Source organism: Streptomyces sp. NPDC054796 (genome assembly GCF_053611545.1).
Genome location: NZ_JBSHAO010000018.1, coordinates 18,955 through 36,332 on the forward strand (window position 1 = coordinate 18,955; position 17,378 = coordinate 36,332).

The 17,378-nt window shown below is 73.2% G+C and carries 15 protein-coding genes; 7 read left to right on the top strand and 8 right to left on the bottom strand.

All coding sequences use genetic code 11. The features are described from left to right. Positions 1-134 precede the first annotated feature (134 nt). From ACWGJ2_RS17155 to ACWGJ2_RS17165, 3 genes are all read left to right on the top strand, one after another. Positions 135-386 carry a hypothetical protein gene (locus ACWGJ2_RS17155; RefSeq protein WP_453346913.1) on the top strand — a complete coding sequence of 84 codons (252 nt, stop codon included), beginning with the start codon at positions 135-137 and terminating at the stop codon, positions 384-386. A gap of 201 nt (positions 387-587) precedes the next feature. Continuing rightward, positions 588-749 carry a hypothetical protein gene (locus ACWGJ2_RS17160; protein WP_453346914.1) on the top strand — a complete coding sequence of 54 codons (162 nt, stop codon included), beginning with the start codon at positions 588-590 and terminating at the stop codon, positions 747-749. Between the two features lie 60 nt (positions 750-809). Continuing rightward, a complete protein-coding gene (locus ACWGJ2_RS17165; RefSeq protein ID WP_453346915.1) occupies positions 810-2,048 on the top strand; it encodes an FAD-dependent oxidoreductase in 1,239 nt (412 codons plus the stop codon). Between the two features lie 104 nt (positions 2,049-2,152). On the opposite strand, the gene ACWGJ2_RS17170 is transcribed toward ACWGJ2_RS17165, so the two are convergent. The 4 genes from ACWGJ2_RS17170 to ACWGJ2_RS17185 form a co-directional block, all read right to left on the bottom strand. Next, positions 2,153-3,226, bottom strand: a complete 1,074-nt coding sequence (locus ACWGJ2_RS17170) for a phage baseplate protein (RefSeq protein WP_453346916.1) — start codon at positions 3,224-3,226, stop codon at positions 2,153-2,155. A gap of 182 nt (positions 3,227-3,408) precedes the next feature. Then, positions 3,409-4,749 carry an acyltransferase family protein gene (locus tag ACWGJ2_RS17175; RefSeq protein ID WP_453346917.1) on the bottom strand — a complete coding sequence of 447 codons (1,341 nt, stop codon included), beginning with the start codon at positions 4,747-4,749 and terminating at the stop codon, positions 3,409-3,411. Next, positions 4,746-7,229 carry a glycosyltransferase gene (locus tag ACWGJ2_RS17180; protein ID WP_453346918.1) on the bottom strand — a complete coding sequence of 828 codons (2,484 nt, stop codon included), beginning with the start codon at positions 7,227-7,229 and terminating at the stop codon, positions 4,746-4,748. Before ACWGJ2_RS17180 ends, ACWGJ2_RS17175 begins: the two co-directional genes overlap by 4 nt. Positions 7,230-7,436: 207 nt before the next feature. Next, positions 7,437-8,213: an alpha/beta fold hydrolase gene (locus ACWGJ2_RS17185; RefSeq protein WP_453346919.1), complete on the bottom strand. Its 777-nt coding sequence runs from the start codon at positions 8,211-8,213 to the stop codon at positions 7,437-7,439. Between the two features lie 121 nt (positions 8,214-8,334). Here ACWGJ2_RS17185 and ACWGJ2_RS17190 point away from each other — a divergent pair, with 121 nt between their 5' ends. Beyond that, entirely contained in the window at positions 8,335-9,162 is an 828-nt protein-coding gene (locus ACWGJ2_RS17190) for a helix-turn-helix domain-containing protein (RefSeq protein ID WP_453346920.1), read from the top strand. Between the two features lie 54 nt (positions 9,163-9,216). Here ACWGJ2_RS17190 and ACWGJ2_RS17195 read toward each other — a convergent pair whose 3' ends face one another. Beyond that, positions 9,217-10,101 carry a cache domain-containing protein gene (locus tag ACWGJ2_RS17195; protein ID WP_453346921.1) on the bottom strand — a complete coding sequence of 295 codons (885 nt, stop codon included), beginning with the start codon at positions 10,099-10,101 and terminating at the stop codon, positions 9,217-9,219. A 144-nt stretch (positions 10,102-10,245) separates the two neighbouring features. Beyond that, a complete protein-coding gene (locus ACWGJ2_RS17200; RefSeq protein ID WP_453346922.1) occupies positions 10,246-10,995 on the bottom strand; it encodes a FadR/GntR family transcriptional regulator in 750 nt (249 codons plus the stop codon). A gap of 137 nt (positions 10,996-11,132) precedes the next feature. On the opposite strand from ACWGJ2_RS17200, the gene ACWGJ2_RS17205 reads away from it, so the two are divergent. Genes ACWGJ2_RS17205 through ACWGJ2_RS17215 form a run of 3 tightly spaced genes read left to right on the top strand, consistent with a single transcriptional unit; the run spans position 11,133 to position 14,349 of the window. Next, positions 11,133-12,443 (top strand): (Fe-S)-binding protein, encoded by a 1,311-nt coding sequence (locus tag ACWGJ2_RS17205; protein WP_453346923.1) that lies wholly within the window; start codon positions 11,133-11,135, stop codon positions 12,441-12,443. Continuing rightward, positions 12,440-14,050 (top strand): FAD-binding oxidoreductase, encoded by a 1,611-nt coding sequence (locus tag ACWGJ2_RS17210; protein ID WP_453346924.1) that lies wholly within the window; start codon positions 12,440-12,442, stop codon positions 14,048-14,050. Before ACWGJ2_RS17205 ends, ACWGJ2_RS17210 begins: the two co-directional genes overlap by 4 nt. Beyond that, the gene (locus ACWGJ2_RS17215; protein WP_453346925.1) at positions 14,050-14,349 is read left to right on the top strand and encodes a hypothetical protein; all 300 of its coding nucleotides are present in this window, start codon (positions 14,050-14,052) and stop codon (positions 14,347-14,349) included. Before ACWGJ2_RS17210 ends, ACWGJ2_RS17215 begins: the two co-directional genes overlap by 1 nt. A gap of 18 nt (positions 14,350-14,367) precedes the next feature. Here ACWGJ2_RS17215 and ACWGJ2_RS17220 read toward each other — a convergent pair whose 3' ends face one another. Both ACWGJ2_RS17220 and ACWGJ2_RS17225 read right to left on the bottom strand, forming a co-directional pair. Beyond that, entirely contained in the window at positions 14,368-15,465 is a 1,098-nt protein-coding gene (locus ACWGJ2_RS17220) for a magnesium and cobalt transport protein CorA (protein WP_453346926.1), read from the bottom strand. Between the two features lie 86 nt (positions 15,466-15,551). After that, the gene (locus ACWGJ2_RS17225) at positions 15,552-17,327 is read right to left on the bottom strand and encodes a thiamine pyrophosphate-dependent enzyme (protein WP_453346927.1); all 1,776 of its coding nucleotides are present in this window, start codon (positions 17,325-17,327) and stop codon (positions 15,552-15,554) included. Positions 17,328-17,378 lie beyond the last annotated feature (51 nt).

Consider the following 17,378-nt stretch of genomic DNA (forward strand, 5'->3'; position numbering starts at 1 on the left):
AGCGGCCAACCGCCCGCGGGACGGGCCGGAGAGGGCCGTTCCGCACCGGCTGTACGGGGCGTTCGCTACGCCCGAACGCGGGTGTCAGCACGACGGCAGCGTGCCCACCTGGGGAAAGGCGCGTTGGACAGGTCATGTATGCCCAGGGAAACCCAGGCACGCAGTCGTCCCAGCCGGGAGATCCGGCGGTCGTACTCGCGGAACTGCTGCGCGCGCACCAGGAGGATCCGCCGATCTTCCGCGCGCTGGTGCGGCAGTGGCGGGCCGAGGGCCGCTGCACCCCGCACTCGGGAAACTCGCGCGCGGACCCCGGCGAGGACCCGGCGCCGGTGGCCGGGACGGAATCCGGCGCCCCGGTTCCGGCGCCGAGGACCGATCCCGGCTAGAGCGTGTTTCGAAACACGCCCTGGGGGCCGGGCACCGGTCCGGGGTCCTGAGTGCGACGGGCTCCGGCACCGGCGACCGCGCCCGTCCGTCTGCCTCTCTCCGCCCCGCGATGTCACACTCCGCGCCCCTCCCCCGTCGTACGGGTCAGGAGGCCCCGCACCGGGCGGGGCACGGCACCTTCGAGCGGAGGGAGCAGCGGCATGAAGCGGCACGTTGTGACGGCCCGCGCCGCACGCGGGCACGGGCACGGGCAGGAGCACGGGCAGGGGCAGGACGACCAGGGGCGTGCCCTCGTAGGGGGCCAGACATGGGAGCTGAGCGGCCATCAGGAGCCGGGCGGCCGGCCACCGGCCCGCGCGTAACCCGGCGTCCACCAGCCACCAGTGGCCCTACGGGCCGCGCCACCCCAGATGGAGGCTCCCATGCCCACGCGTCATCTCACCGTCGTCGGCGGCGGGTTCGCCGGACTCACCGCGGCCCTGGCCAGTGCCGAGGCGGGCGCCGCCGTCACCCTGTACGAGGCGCACCGCGACCTCGGCGGCCGGGCCCGCACCGCCGACGGCCCGTACCGCACCAACGAGGGGCCGCACGCCCTCTACAAGGGCGGCCCGCACTGGACCTGGCTCAAGCGGCGCGGACTGCTGCCTCCCATGGCGCCGGTCCCTCCGCTGGAGGGGGCGCGGCTGCGCTTCCACCGTGACGGCGCGCTGCGCAGGACCCCGCCGCCCGGCCTCCTGCGGCTGCTGGCCAGGCGCGAGGCGCCGTCCGACGTGCCGTTCCTGGAGTGGGCGAGCACCGTGGCCGGTGAGCGGAACGCGCGGGCCGCGGCGCACTACGCCGCCGTGGCGGTCTTCCACCACGACCCGGGCGCGCTGTCCGCCGCCTTCACCCACGAGCGGCTGCGCCGCGCCATGAAGCTGCCGCCCGAGGCCCACTATCCGCGCGGCGGCTGGGCCGCTCTCATCGCGGGGATGGCGGCGCGTGCCCGCGCGATGGGCGTACGCGTCGAGACGGGGGCGCGGGTGTCCTCGCCGTCGGAACTGACCGGACTGACGGGCGACGGGCCCGTCATCGTGGCCACCACCCTGGAGTCGGCCCGGCAGTTGCTGGGCGACAGCGCACTCGGCTGGCCCGGCGGCCGTACGGCGCTGCTGGACCTGGTGCTGGAGAAGCGGCGCGGCGACGCGTTCGCCGTGTCCGACCTCGACGCGCCCGGCTGGATCGAGCGGTTCACTACGGCCGACCCCTCCCTCGCACCGCCCTGCCAGTCGCTGCTCCAGGCACAGTTCCCGCTGGCGCCAGGGGAGCCGAGGGCCGTGGGGCTGGCTCGCGGGGAGCGGCTGCTCGACCTGGGCTTCCCGGGCTGGCGGGAGCGTACTGTGCGCTCGACGGAGTCGGTCGCGGAGCACCGCACGGGCGCCGTCGACCCGCCCGGCACGACCTGGCGCGACCGCCCCGCCGTGCACCGTGGCGAGGGCGTGTACCTGGCCGGGGACCAGGTGGCCGCGCCCGGAGTGCTCAGCGAGGTGTCGTTCAACAGTGCGCTGGAGGCGTCGTGGCTCGCCCTGGGCGGTGCGGAGGGTGCGGACGGCTCGGGTGGTAGGGGCGGTTCGGGTGCTTCCCGCGTACGGTCGGGGCCGGGCGTCTCCCGGCAGAGCTGAACGTCGGAGCCGGGCAACGGGGGTGGGCGGCGAGGGGCCGAGGGTGCCCGGCCCCTCGCCGCCCAGCAGCCCTCTCACCCCCTCACCCCTTCATCCCGCCCCCCTCACAAGGCCGACCAGCCGATGTCCTTCATGAAGAGGGAGAACCTGCGCGCCCTGGCCTTGCCGTGCGCGAAGCCCATGCACAGTTGCGGCCCCTTCTTGGTGTTGAGCACCGCGAGGCCCTCGGGCTCGCGCGGGTTCAGGCCGGGGGCCGTACGGTCGAGCGTGTTCTCCAGGGTGACGCCCGAGCGCACATCGATGCGGAAGAGGCGGGTGTTGCCTCCCGAGGAGCGCGGGTTCTTCGGGCCGTACGCGCTGCCGAGCATCTGATAGGCGGACGAGTCGTACAGCGTCATGCCCTGGAACGGCAGCCGCAGGTCCGTGGCCGGGCGCTGGAACTCGATGAGCGGGCGGAAGTCGCGGGCCAGGAAGCGGTCGAGGGCGTAGACCGCGAACCACGGCTCGTCGTCGCGCCGGTAGTGCAGCAGCACCCTGCCGTGCGCCACGTCGAGGGTGACGTAGTTGTTCGTGGAGCCCGGCTTCGGGCGGTAGGAGCTGTCGCGCAGGCTCTGGCTGGTGAGCACTTTGCCGTTGGCGAAGGAGAAGCGGCACACTCCGCGCCCGTAGCCGGAGCGCGGTGCCGCGTCCCACTCCGTCCACAGCACGGTGCGGTCCTTCAGCGGCTCGATGCCCAGGGCGCCGCCGTGGCCCACGCCCTTGAGGAACATGTGGCCGAGCCGTCGGCCCTTCATGTCGAGGCGGTTCAGGCACAGGTCGCCGCGGTCCTCGCGCTCGCTGTGGCTGTACGCGCGGGGCTCGCCGCGCAGGCGGACGCCGCCCTGCATGACCTGGAGCGCGTAGAGGTGGCCGCGGCGCTCGTCGAACCCGAAGGACTGCATCACCGTCGAGTGGTACAGCTTCCGGTTGCTCAGCAGCGCCCGCCCAGGACCCGTCACCCCGAGCACTTCCTTGCCCGAGAACCCGAGGGTCCCCGAGTGACCGCCGTGTGTGCCCGGGACATCGGCGCCCGGGGCCGCGAATGCCTTGCGCGCCGGAAGCGCCGCGGTGAGCGCCACCGCCGCGCCGAACCCGAGTGCTGCCCTGCGGTTTGGCCGCTCCGGCTCGGACCGCTCCATGCGTGCCACCCTTCTCGGAAGATCCACAGTTCCATGCCGTCCCCTTCAGGCCCGGCGCGAAGCAGGATTGCCCCGGCTGGCACGCGGACTTCATCCGTACGGGCAGACCCGCACCGCAAGGCCCCGTCGGGCCTTGACGCGGTGCGGGTCTGCGGGCGGCGGCGCGCGGGTGGCCACGGTGGCTACGCGGTCCCGTGCACCTCCGCGCCCGCCCGCGCGGGGCTCTCCCGGACCTCCCCCCGGCCTTTCCGGTCCGCCGGGTCCGACGGGTGCGCCGGGTCCGGGTCCGGGTCCGCCGGATAGAAGTCGCGGGGCCTGCCCGCGCGGTCCTTGAGCCTGCCGAGCAGGCTCGCCGGATACTCGACGGCCCAGTAGCTGAGCACGGCCGCGGGCACCGCCACGAGCAGCACGACGGCGACGGCCGGCGGGAAGCCCTCCTGCCCGTGCGGGAGCAGCCCGGCGCCGTAGAGCCGCAGCATGATCGGCTCGTGCCAGATGAAGAGGCTGTAGCTGACCAGGCCCACCCCTGTGAGCCAGCGCGCCCGCAGGAACCGGTGCCAGCGCGGACGCCTGGCCACGTGGACGGTGCCGTACAGCATCACCAGCCACAGCACGGCGGCGATCGGATGGTAGAAGGTGAAGCCCGCGTTGCCCGGCTCCGAGTACAGCGACAGGGCGTACACGCCCGCGAACGCCGTCAGCGTGAGCGTGCCCGCGAGCGGGGCGCCGGGCCTGCCGCGTTCGCCGAGCGCGACCGTCGCGACGGCCAGGCCCATGCCTGCGGCGAAGCCGCCGAACCGCGCCTGGGGGCCGAAGTAGACGGGCCACTCGGTGTGCGGCACGTGCAGCGCGTAGTGCGCCACCGCGATCCACACCACCGGCAGTACGAACAGCAGCGCGCACCCTCCCGCGCACACCGCGACCCGCGCGCCGCGCCGTCCGACGGCGCGGCAGACGCGCACCGCGAGCGGGCCGAGCACGACGAGCGCGACGTAGAACAGCATCTCCAGGGACAGCGACCAGGTGGGGCCGAGGGTGTAGAAGATGCGGTCCTTGTCGAAGACGTGGGTGAAGGTGAGGTGTTCGAACAGGTCCGGCCAGTCGCCCGGCAGGGTCGGGTTGCGGCTGGCCCAGACGACCAGGACCGCGAGGAAGTACAGCGGCACGATCCTGATGGCGCGCCGGAAGAGGAAGACCCCGGCGGGCCGGGTCGGGCCGCCGTCGATGGCGGCGCGCGCGTAGGAGAGCGTCAGCAGGTAGGCGGACATCACGAAGAAGAGGTCGATGACTTCGAGGGAGATGAGCGCGCCGAGGTAGGGGTTGTCCACGGGCGGCCGTGAACCGTCCGCGTCGTAGGTGACGTACTGCTGCCAGACGTGGAAGACGACGGTGCTCAGCGCGGCGAGCCCTCGGTAGCCCTCGATCTCCCGGGCCCTGCTGCGCGCCGGCGCGCCCTCGGGCGGGGTGGGGGTGCGTGCGGGCTTCCGAGCCCGGGTCGGGGTCCGGGTCCGGTGCAGGCTCACGGCTTGGCCACCGCCTTCGCCGCGCGCGGGGTGACCCGCCACTGGCGGTCGCCCAGGGCTTCCTTGAGGTGCGCCTGCCGGGCGATCACGTTCTTGAAGTGGCTGTAGAACACGGTGGTGACCAGGAGGTACGACCAGAACCAGGCGCGCCGCGCGCGCAGTTCGGGCACGGCCAGCCGCCAGGCGAAGGCGGCCTGTACGACACCCGCCGACATCGTGAACAGCAGCGCGAGCAGGCACAGCGGCACCGCCCAGTCGAGCTGGTGCACCCCGCCCGCGCGCCACGCCGAGTAGAGGATGACGGGGAGGATCTGGAGCGTCAGCCACGGCTGTATCTCGCGCCAGCCGAGCAGCACGAACAGCCCCGCCTTCTGCCGGAGCGTGAACGCCGGGGAGCGCAGCCCGTGCCACAGGTGCTTGAGCGAGACCTGGAGCCAGCCCTGTGCCCAGCGGGACCGCTGGTTCCACAGGGGGCCCAGCATCGTGGGCGCCAGCTCGCGCGAGACGAGGGTGCGGTCCGTGGCGATGCGCGCGCCCTCGCCCAGTGCGCGCATCGTGGAGTCGATGTCCTCGGTGAGCATGGAGCCGTGCATCCGGGTGCGGGCGAGCAGGTCCGTGCGCCAGAAGCCGTTGGAGCCGCCGAACACGCCGAAGCCGTAGAGCCTGGTGCGGCCGGGGTGGCTGACCGCGTAGATGGCCTCGAACTCGACGCCCACCAGCCGGGAGACCCAGGAGCTGTCCCCGTTGCGTACCACGCAGTGCCCCTGGACGACGTCGTAGCCGTTCGACAGCCAGTGCCAGGCCCGCCGGAACGCGTCGGGCGCCGGGTGGTGATCGGCGTCGAAGATGCCCACCATCTCGCCGCGCACGCGGGTGACCGCCGCGTTGATGTTCTGCGCCTTGGAGGTGCTGCCGCGCACGGGGAGCAGGACCAGGCGCGGATCGCGGCGGGCCATCTCGCGCAGGGTGTCCTCGACGGGGAGGGGGTGCGGGGTGTTGTAGGCGAGGACGATCTCCAGCTCGCCCGGGTACTCCTGGCGGAGGAAGGACTCGACGGTGTCGACGATCGTCGCCGCCTCATTGGGCAGGTAGGCGGCGATGACGGCGCTGGCGGGCGGGTAGGGCTGCCCGGGCCGCTCCGGCCTGGTCTCGGCGTCCAGCGAGAACAGGCACTCCAGCACGATCAGCAGCGCCGAGACCAGCAGCCCGGCGACCACCACCCAGTAGACGCCGGAGCCCAGGTCCCAGCCCAGCTCGTACAACTGCTGGTAGAGCAGGAACGGCAGGCCCACCCCGACGAGCAGCACCAGCAGCGGGGAGAGCGCGGAGAGCAGCGGGCGCACGAAGGCCGTGAGGGGGCGGCGGCGGTGCTGCCCCGTGTCGCGCATCCAGGGGGCGTAGGCGACGGGCAGCAGGTCCCGGTGGCGCAGCGCCTCGGTGACCGCGTCGCGCGCCTTGGCCACGACGGCCTGCGCCGGGTCCGGGCCCGGGTTCTGGCCGCCGGGTCCGCCGGGTCCCGCGCACTCGGCGAGCGGGAGCCAGCCGACGGCGGGCGTCAGCCGGACGTTCTCGTCGGCGACGACGAAACGGGTGCCCGCCACCGTGTGCGCGAACTCGCGCAGCGCCGCGCGCGCCGTCTCCTCGTCCACGCCCGGCATCAGCACGAGCAGATGACCGTCGTCGTCCCAGCCGAGCCGGTCCCACGGACTGCCCAGCTTCTCGGCGACCCCGGCCAGCCGCTCCGCGACCTCCCTGCGCACGCGCGGGCCGAGCCTGGCCTCCAGGGGACTCATCTCGGCGACGGCCACCATGGCCACGACGCCGCTGCGGCGTCCGGCGCCGGGGCGGCGCAGTTCGCGGCCCAGTTCGTCGTGGAAGTGCGGCGCGGAGTAGAGGCCGGTGCGCGGGTCGCGCAGCAGGTTCTCGACGGGGACGGGCACGCGGCGCAGCTTGGCCTCTATCCGGGCCGACAGCTCGGCCGGGTCGGAGGTCTCCGGCACGCAGTCGTCCGCGCCGTGCCGCAGCATGTCCACCACGCCGCCGGGCGCTGCGCCGTCGGTGACCATGAGCAGCGGCAGCGCCCTGCCGACGGGCGCGGCCCGCACCTCGCCGATGACGTCCAGGCCCGCGCGCTCCTCGTGCAGCGCGACGATCGCGTCGGGCGGCGCCTGTTTCACCCGCGAGGTCACCTCGCCGGGCGCCGCGTGGCTGACCTCGTGCCCGTTGGCCAGCAGGGTGCGGGTGAGCCGCTCCCGTCTCGGGCCGGGGGCGCCGACGGCCAGAACGTGAGCGGAGGCGGGGGCGGAGGCGGAGGCGTGGTGGGGCTCGTGTTCGTGTGTGTCGCCGGGCGCGGGCGCGGGTTCGAGCAGCGCCAGCGGAGCGCCGGATGTGTCGGTGGGTTCGGAGGCGCCGGTGGCTGCGCCCCGGCCCGCTCCGCTACGCGCGTAGCGGGGCTGGGCACGGCTCGGTACGTAAGGCATGCGTGAGGTCCCATCCTGGTCGGATCGTGGGGGGAGGACCGGATGTCAGGTGTGTTCAGGTGTGCTGCCGGTGACCGGTGGCCCGTCGCGTGGGCCAACTGACCTCTTCAGCCTCTGTGTTCACTGTGACGCCGCCCCTTCGAGGGCGTAACGCTCCCATTAAGAGCTGGCGCAGATGCGCGGACAGGTGTGTGCCCATGGCGACGGTCAGGCTGCCGGTGCGAAGGCCGTGATGACGTCCACGAGGCCGGCCGGAGCTTCCAGCGGGATCAGATGGCCGGTGTCCGGGATCACCGTGAAGCCGGCCTGGGAGAGATAGGGCACCAGGTTGTCGCGGAGCACGTCGACGGGCTCGACCTGGTCGTTCTCCCCGGCGACGACGAGGGCGGGAACGCTGACCATGCGGGTGTGCGCGGTGATGTCCTCCGCGATGCCGCGCAGCGGCCACTCGGTGCGTGCGGCGTCGGCGCAGGCCCGCGAATCGGCCACGATCCGCGCCTTGACCGACGCGGGCAGCTCGGACGCGGTGAGGACGTGGTCCCGCGCCCCGGCCACGGACTCGTCGGAGTCGTAGGCGTGGGAGAGGGTCTCCCGGTACTCAGGGGTGATCTGCGCGGCGGGCTTCGCCGGGCCGGAGCCGACGAGCACGATGCCGCGCAGGCCGACGGGCCGGGTCGCAGCGACCAGTTGCGCGACCTTGCCTCCCATCGAGTGCCCGACCAGTACGTGGTCGGTGACGCCCGCGTCGGCGAGCACGGCGAGCGTGTCCTCGGCGAGCTGGCCGAGCGTGTAAGGGCCGGGCAGGCCGCTCGACCGGCTCCACCCGCGGAAGTCGAGCGTGAGCACATCACGACCCGCGAGGCGGTCGGCGACGAGGTCCCAGGTACGGGCGGAACCACCCCAGTAGTGCAGGAACACCAGGGTCGGCCCGGTCCCCGGCCGATGGTCGTAAGTGGGCAGGAGCGGCTGCTGGGTCATGGTCATCGTGTCTCTCCCGGTCAGTGTCCTGGGCGTTTGCCCTGCGCTTTCCTGTGCCTTCATGCAAACTTCCGCGCTCGCGCGCGGCATTGGCCCGACCGGTCGCCCGATGGTGAAAACTGGACACGTGACGGTGATCCGGCAGATGACCTACCAGCCCCCGGGGCGGCGCGCCACCGCGGTCGAGACGATGACGTTCGACCGCCTCCGCGAGCTGAACGACGGCGGCACGCAACGTGCCGACTTCCATGTCCTCGCGCTCGTCGACGAAGGCCACGGCTCCGTCACGGTGGACTTCCTCCGGCACCCGCTCAGGGAGCGGTCCGCGGTGTGGGTCGCGCCCGGCGCGGTCCACCGATGGGACGACGTCGACGGTGTGGCGGGGCACCTCGTGCTGTTCGTGCCGACCGCGCCGGTCACCCACGCCACCCGGGAACTCGTCGCGTCCCCGGACCTCGTCGCGCACTGGAGCATTCCCGAAGCCGACCGGCCGTTCGTCGACGCCGCGCGCGACCATCTCCTCCTGGAGGCATCCGCCCCGCCCGGGGACGTCCCGACGGAGCTGCCCGGGATCCTGCTCTCCGCGCTCCTCGCCCGGCTGCGGCCACCTCATACCGAGGCACGGTCCGCGCATCCGGTGTTCCGGCTGTTCAGGTCCAGCGTCGAAGCGCACTTCCGGGAACACCACGACGCCGGCTACTACGCCCGGACGCTGGGTTACGCGCCCCGCACCCTCTCGCGAGCGGTGCAACAGGTCACCGGCCGCACGGCGAAGGCGTACATCGTCGACCGGATCGTCCTGGAGGCCAAACGCCTCCTCGCACACGACCGCCTCACCTCGGCCCGCTGCGCCGACGCGCTCGGCTTCCCCGACGCGTCCAACTTCTCGGTGTTCTTCAGGAAGGCGACAGGCCGGCGCCCGGGTGCGTGGCAGGCGACGATGGCCGCCGAGTGAGGCGCGAGCGAGGTGAGGTGCTGGGGTATCGCGTGGTACGGGCCGGGGCCGGTCTCACAGCCGTACCAGTGACCACGGCAGCCCCGTGCAGTCCGCCCACCTGTCGCCGCGCGGGAGCACATCGCCGCGCCGCGCGTCGGCGGGGGCCAGGGAGCCGATGATGGCGTCGGGCGTGTTGGAGGCGAGCACCCGGCCGGACGCGTTGACCAGCAGCGCAGCGCCGCCCTCCGCCTCCAGCAGGGGCAGTACGGCGCGCTCGAAGTCGGTGGCGCGGATGTCGGCGGCGGCCACGCCGAAGAAGTCCTGGCCGAGGCCGACGGGCGCGGCGCACGTGAGGATGTACTCGTCGGTGCCCGCGTAGTCGACGTACGGTCCGACCACCGCGCGGCGGCCGGTGCGGCGTGGCCCGTCGAACCAGTCGGCGGCGGGGTACTCGTACGCGCCGACGCTGCCCGGGTCCAGGTCGACGCAGAGCGGGCAGGGGGTGCCCTCCCCTGTGCCCGCCGCCGTGCCGTCGGGTACGCGCCACCACTCCAGCCAGCGTGCCCTGTCGCCGAGGGCGCCGGGCGCCGCGATCACGCCCGTGCCCGCCAGCGTGCCGCGGGACTCGGCGAGGTGCCGCAGCACGGTCGGGCGCAGGGTGGCCAGGTCGGCGCTCGTCGGCCTGCGGCCCTCGGCGCGGGCGCGCCGGAGCAGCGCGGCGGTACGTTCGCGCAGCACTCCGACGCCCGCGAAGACGTCCGCCAGCACCGTCTCGACGCCGGTGATCGCCGCAGCCACGCCCGCGTCAGCGCCCGCGCCCACGTTCGCGACGCCCTCGCCCGTCGGACCGCCGCCGCCCGTCGGACCGCCACCGCTCGACGGGCCCGCACCCAGCGGCCCTTCGCCCACCGCGCGCTCGTCCTGAGCCCCGTACGCGGAACCCTCCGCCTCGGCCACGGCTGCCCACCTCCCCCTGCCCGCACGGCCGCTCACCGCACGGCGCCTGTCCGCACGGCTTCCCCTGCGGCGCTCCCCGTACGCCTCCCGGGCACGGCTCCGGCAAGCGGCGGGCCCCACGTCGTGCCCCCCCCCGGGGGGCGCTCAGCTCTTGACCAGCTGGAGGTGGAAGGCGATGAGCCGGTTGACGCCCAGTTCGATGTGCTCCTCGCTCAGCGCCCGCGCCCGCGCGCCGTCGCCCGCCTCGATCGCGGCGAGGATGCCCCGGTGCTGCCGCACGGCCTCCTCGTGCACGACCGCCTCCCCGAAGGGCAGCCACAGAAGTTCGCCGATCTCGCCCTGGAGGTCGATCTCCTGGCGGGTCAGCCGGGTGGACTGGGCCGCCGCGGCGACCTCGATGTGGAAGCGGCCGTCTGCCCTCCTGCGCTCGCCCACACTCTCGGCCGCGGCCAGCCGCTCCACCCACTCCCCCAGCCGCCGCACATGCTCGTCCGAGGCGCGCTCGGCGGCGAGCCTGGCCGCCGTCGCGGAGACGGCGAGGTGGTGGTCGCCGATCTCGCGCAGCTCGTGCACGCCCGTCTCCCGCAGCCGTGCGCGCAGCCGCTCGACGGAGGCGTCGACCGGCGCCCGTACGAAGCTGCCGCCGCCGCGCCCCCTGCGGGTCTCGACCAGACCGCGCTGGCGCAGCAGCGCGAGGGCCTCGCGGAGGGTCACCGTCGAGACGTTCAGCGCGCCCGAGAGCGCCGTCTCGCTGGGCAGTTGCTCACCGTCGGCTATCAGGCCGAGGCCGATCGCCTCGCTGATGCGGCGCGCGACGACGTCCACCCTGCCGCCCTCCCCCAGCGGCGCGAAGACGATGTGCCGCGCCGCGCCGGAGACCTCCGTCCCGCTCACCCTGCTCCCCTCCGCCCTCTTGTCACATGAACTATGAAGTCATAGGTTAACGCGCGTCATCAGCCGGGGAAGCGGAACGCCCGCCCCTCCGGGGCGCGTACGCCGCACGGCCGGCCCCTGCGAGTGGAGGCATACCGATGACCGATCGCGACGACGACGCCCCACCCCACGCCACACGCTCCGCCGAACCCACCGGCGATCCCTCCGCCGAGCCCCCCTCCGAGGGCGGCGCACCCGTACACGCCCCGGTCACCGTCGAGTTCCTCTCCGACTGGCGCGACGCCGCCTACAACTGCTTCTCCTCGGGCCACAAGTTCTGCCGCGAGGTGTGCCCCGTCATGCAGGTGACCCGCAACGAGTCCTGGACGCCGACCGCCTTCCACGCCAACGTCGTCGCGATGGAGCAGGGCGAGCTGACCGTCGAGGACGTCGCCGAGGACTATGTGAACTGCACCCAGTGCGGTGCCTGCGAACTGCGCTGCCCCAACACCCTGTTCACCGGCGACTTCTACCGCTTCCGCACCCGTACCGTGGACCTCGTCAAGCGGATGCGCGCGCTCGCCGTCGACAACGGCGTGCACCAGCCGGGGTACCGGCGGTGGAACCGGCTGACCGACGAGCGGTCGCACGAGCCCGTGCTCGGTGACGTGCCCGTCGGGCAGGAACGGGTGCGGGACTGGGCCGAGGGTCTTGACCTGCCCGTCGGCGGGGAGACGGTGCTGTTCGTGGACTGCGAGGCGGCGTTCCACCGCACCTCCGTCCCCCGCGCCGTCGCGCAGATCCTGCGGCGCGCCGGAGTGGACTTCGGGCTGATGCGCGAGCAGTGGTGCTGCGGCGGGCCCGCGGCCGAGATGGGCTACCGCGAGCAGTCCCGGCGCTTCGCCGAGCACAACCTCGCCGACTGGCGGGCGAGCGGCGTGCGCAGGGTGCTGGTCCTGGACCCGCACGACTACATCACCTTCACGGAGGACTACCCGGCCTACTTCGGCGCCGACTTCGACATCGAGATCGTCCTCGTGGTCGAACTCCTCGCCGAACTGATCGGGAACGGACGGCTGACCCCGACCGTGCCCGTCGAGCGCACGATCACCTACCACGACCCCTGCCGCCTCAACAAGCGCAAGGGCGTGTGGGAGGAGCCGCGCCGCATCCTGCGCGCGATCCCCGGGCTGACGTTCCACGACGTGGACCGCGTGACCCAGTGGTCGTACTGCTCGGGCGCGGGCGGCGGACTGCCCGTCGAGAAGCCGGAGCTGACGGCGCGGATCAGCGAGGGCCGCGTCGCGAAGGCCGCCGAGCTGGACGTGGACACCCTGGTCTCGGCCTGTCCCTGGTCGGAACGCCCGTTGGCGGAGGCCGGGGAGGCCGTCTCCGTCGACGTGGTGGACCTGCACGAACTGCTCGCCGTCTCGCTCGGCATCGAGGTGGGAGGGAGCACGGGCCGATGACTTCTCAGCCGAAGGACGGGCCCACGGCAGACGGGCCGTCGGCCACCACCAGTACCACCACCCCGCGCACCACCGCCGCGCGCACCACCCGTACTCCCACCGTGCCCCAGCTCTCCGACCGGGTGCTCACCGAACTCACCGACGCGCTCGGCGGCGCGTATGTGCTGACCTCCAAGACCGCGCGCATGAACCGCGCCCGCGTCCCCGCCCCCTTCCCCGTGCACCGCTGGAGCGAGCGCGTACCCGACCTCGTGGTGATGCCGGGCACGGCGGAGGAGGTCGCGGAGGTCGTACGGATCGCGCACGCGCACCGCATCCCCATCGTGCCCAGGGACGGCGGCACCGGGCTCACCGACGGCGCCGTGCCGGAGCGGCGCGGCATCGTCGTGGACGTCAAGCGGCTGAACACCGTCAAGGAGATCGACACCGACAACCGCACCTGCACCGTCGGCACGGGCATCAACATGCTGAAGCTCAACGAGGTGCTGGCGCCGTACGGGCTGATCTATCCGGACGATCCCGCCTCGTACCCCTGCTCGCTCGTCGGCGGCAGGATCGGCACGAGCGGCTGGTCGCTGATCGGCTCGCGCTACGGGCACTCGCGCGATCTGGTGCTCAGCTTCGAGTTCGTCCTGCCGACGGGAAAGATCATCAGGGTGGGCGACGGCGGCGGGCCCAAGGTGTCCAAGAGCTCCAGCGGCTATCAGCTCAAGCATCTGTTCATGGGCCACCAGGGCACGCTGGGCATCGCCACGGAAGCGACGCTGAAGCTGTACCCGAAGCCGGAGGCGGAGTTCTCGCCGTTCTGGGCGTTCCCCGACTACGACGGCGCCTACCGCTGCGTCCAGCTGCTCGCGCAGGCCGGGGTGGCGACGTTCGCCGGGGCCGTGCTCTTCGACGAGTGGAAGGTCGACTACCTGCGCAGGGACGACGAGGCGTACATCCCGCAGCCGTCCGACGTACGGGCGCTGGTCTGCGCCGTCGCCTACGGCAACGAGGACGAGGTCCTCGCGGGCGGGCGCCGCTTCATGCGGATCGCGCGCGACGCGGGGGCCCGCTACCTCGGCGACGAGATCTCGCACGGCGACTGGGCGGCACGGCACGACCGCTACGCCACCCCGCTGCACGGCCGCACCCGCGCGGGTCAGGTGGCGCCGATGAGCTGGCACTGCGAGGACGCGGCCATCAACTGGACGGAGCTGCCGGCCGTGCGCCGCGAGTGGCACGCCATCGTGGCCGGGCTGCGCGAGCGGTTCGACGTCTTCGACGACTGGGGCATGTTCTGCTACACGAGCGCCGACACGGGGGTGGACTACCTCACCGAGATCGACGTCGGCATCTGGGAGCAGGAGCTGGACGACGCGGCGTGGGCCGCCTGGGTGGACGCCAAGCGGGACATCGCGGCCGTCGCGCTGCGCCACGGGGGCTCCATCAGCGCCTGCCACGGCTCCTGCCGCGAGGGCGAGGTGGACCTGGTGCCCATGGAACTGGGCGGCGGCTACGACGTGATGCTGGACATCAAGAAGGTCCTGGACCCGCACAACATCATGAACCCCGGCAAGTACGGGCTGCACCGGGCGTACGGAGAAGAGGGCGAGGAGCGCTGATGGAGGGCTACCGCTACGCCGACGAGCACACGCCGCCTCCCCCGCGCCGGGCCGGCGACGTCGCCGTCGAGCGCTTCGACCACCTCTTCGAGGTGGATCCCCGGCTGATGACCGCGCACGTGGCACAGCAGCTCTTCCCCAACTGGGACACCCTGCGCATCGCCGCGAGCCGCACCGGCCACCTGGAGTGGATGCACCGGCACTGGGCGGACACGGTCGTCTCGGGCCAGGCACTGCTGGACGAGTCCGACGACCTCGACGACCCCGTGGACGGCGCCGACGCCCCGGACGCGCCATGACGGCGCGGGGGCGGGGGCTCAGAGCCAGCCGTTGCGGCGGAAGCCCCGGTGGATCGTGTAGCAGATGACCGCGATGACGCACAGGACCAGCGGATAGCCGTAGCGCCAGTGCAGCTCCGGCATGTGGTCGAAGTTCATGCCGTAGAACCCGCAGAACATGGTGGGGACGGCCACGATCGCGACCCAGGCGCTGATCCTGCGCATGGCCTCGTTCTGCGCGACGGCCACCTGGGCCAGATTGGCCTGGAGAATGGAGTTCAGCAGCTCGTCGAAGCTCTCGATCTGCTCGTTGACCCTGGTCAGGTGGTCGGCGACGTCCCTGAAATATTTCTGTATCTCGGTGTCGACCATCGGCATCGCCTGGTGCGTCAGCCGGTGCAGCGGCCGGTCCAGCGGCGCCACGGCGCGCTTCAGCTCCAGCAGTTCGCGCTTGAGCTGGTAGATGCGGGCCGGGTCGGCGGTACTGGCCGCGTCCGGGGCGAAGACGTCGGTCTCCACCTGGTCGATGTCGTCCTGGACCGCGTCGGTGACGTCCATGAAGTCGTCCACCACATGGTCGGCGATGGCGTGCAGCACGGCCACCGGGCCCCTCGCCAGCTGCGAGGGATCCGCCTCCAGCTCCTCGCGCAGCGGGCCCAGCGAACCGTGCCGTCCGTGGCGGACGGTGACGACGAAGTCGGGGCCCGTGAAGACCATGATCTCGCCGGTGTCCACGACCTCGCTGCTCGCGGTCAGCTCGCCGTGCTCGACGTAGCCGACCGTCTTGAAGACCGCGAACAGCGTGTCGTCGTACCGCTCCACCTTCGGCCGCTGGTGCCTGACCACGGCGCCCTCGGCGGCCACCGGGTGCAGTCCGAAGAGGTCGGCGATGCCCGCGAACTCCTCGGCCGTCGGCTCGTGCAGCCCGATCCACGCGAAGCCGGTGCCGGACTCCCGTACGCGCTCGATCACTTCCTTGACGGGGCAGTCCCCGTCGTCCTGCCGGTTCCCCTCCTGGTACGCGACGCAGTTGACCACCGCCGTGCCGAGCGGGGAGCGGACGGGGTGGCTCAGGTCCACACGGGACCGCGCGCGTGGCAGACGTACCGCTTTTTTCAGTTGGCGTGCTACCGACATGCGTGGCTCCTTCGACCGGACCTCGACAGTGTGCCAGCCCCGCTCGCACAGTGGCGCTACCGGACCGTGCCGCAGGTGGTGCGGCATCAGTCCCGCTGGGATGCCTTCCGCAGGGAGTCGACGGTCATGCCCGGCAAGAGCCGCCCGTCGGTGACGCGCAGGGCGATCAGCGCCGCCGTGCCCGCCGCCTGGCGGGCCAGCGCCCGGTCGAGCGCGGGCGCGAACTCCGCCGTGGTGGTGACGGTCTCGCCGTGCGCCCCGAACGCGCGCGCGTAGGCGGCGAAGTCGGGGTTGACCAGGCGCGTTCCGCTCACCCGACCGGGGTACTCGCGCTCCTGGTGCTTGCGGATCGTGCCATAGCCGCTGTTGTCGAGCACCAGCACGAGGGGGGCGGCGCCCTCGGCCGTCGCGGTGGCCAGCTCCTGCCCGTTCATCAGGAAGCAGCCGTCGCCCGCGACCGACACGACCTGCCTGTCCGGGTGGACGAGGCAGGCGGCGACGGCGGCGGGGATGCCGTAGCCCATAGAACCGTTGCGCGGCGCTAGCTGGCGCATGCCCTCGCGGTAGGTGAGGAAGCGCTGCGTCCACACCGCGTGGTTGCCCGCGCCGAAGGTGACGATCGCGTCGGGCGAGAGCCGCGCGTCGAGCGTGGCGAAGACGGCGCCGAGGTCGAGGGCGTCGTCGTCGTGGAGGGGCGCGTGGAAGGCGGCGTAGGCGGCCCGGTCCCGCGCCGTGCGCCCGGCCCAGGGCACGGGCCCGGACGGCTTCAGCCCCCTGACCGCCTCGCCGAACGCCTCGGGCGCGGCGAGCAGGGCCAGCTCGGGGACGTAGAGCGGGCCGGGCGGCAGGGGGTAGGGCAGTGCCTGCACGATGCGGGGCCCGGTCCCGGCGGCCGGGGGCGCCCCCTCGTCGGCTCCGTCGCCCGGTCCGCCGAGCAGGGTGAACCCGTCGGTCGTCACGTCGGCGGGTGCCGTGCCCACGCAGAGGAGGAGATCCGTCTCGGCCACCCTGCGGGCGAGGGCTTCGGAGCGCCCGTAGCCCAGGTGTCCGACGTAGACCTCGCTGTCGGCCGCGATCAGGTCCTGGCAGCGGAAGTCGACGGCCACGGGCAGGGACCACTCCTCGGCCCACGCCCGTATGTCCGCGCGGGCCCGCTCCGTCCAGCGGGATCCCCCGAGGAGCAGCAGCGGCCGTTCGGCGGAGGCCAGCAGCGCCCCGAGCCGGTCCAGTTCGGCCGGTGAGACGGCGCCGTCCGGCACGGGCAGCGGGGTCGCGTCGGGCACCCGCGCGGTGTCGGTGAGCATGTCCTCGGGCAGTCCGAGGACGACGGGCCCCTGGCGTCCCTCGCGGGCGACGGCGAAGGCGCGGGCCACGTGCTCGGGCAGCCGCGCCGCGTCCTCGACGGTCTCCACGAGCTTGACGTGGGCGCTGAATGTGCCGCGAAGGTCGAACTCCTGGAACGCCGCCCGCCCCGTGTGCCCGCGCGGGACGAGGCCGACGAAGAGGACGAGCGGGGTGGCGTCCTGGTGCGCGGTGTGGAGGGCGACGAGCGCGTTGGCCGCGCCGGGCCCTCGGGTGGTGAAGCAGACGCCGGGACGTCCGGTGAGCTTGCCGTACGCCTCGGCCATGTAGGCGGCACCGCCCTCGTGACGGCAGACGGCCATGCGTACCGGCGCGTCGTACAGCGCGTCCAGCACGGCCAGATAGCTCTCTCCGGGCACGCCGAACACGAGGTCGACGCCGTGCCGCTGGAGCTGCGCGGTCAGTATGCGCCCGCCGGTCCGCGCGGGGAGGCGGCTCGGTGTGCTCGACGGGCCGAGGGTGCTGGGGGCGCTGGGGGTGCTGGCGGTGCTGGGGCTCATGCGGGTGGCTTCGCCTTCGCTGTGTGGGAGTGGTCGTGCGGACCGTCAGGC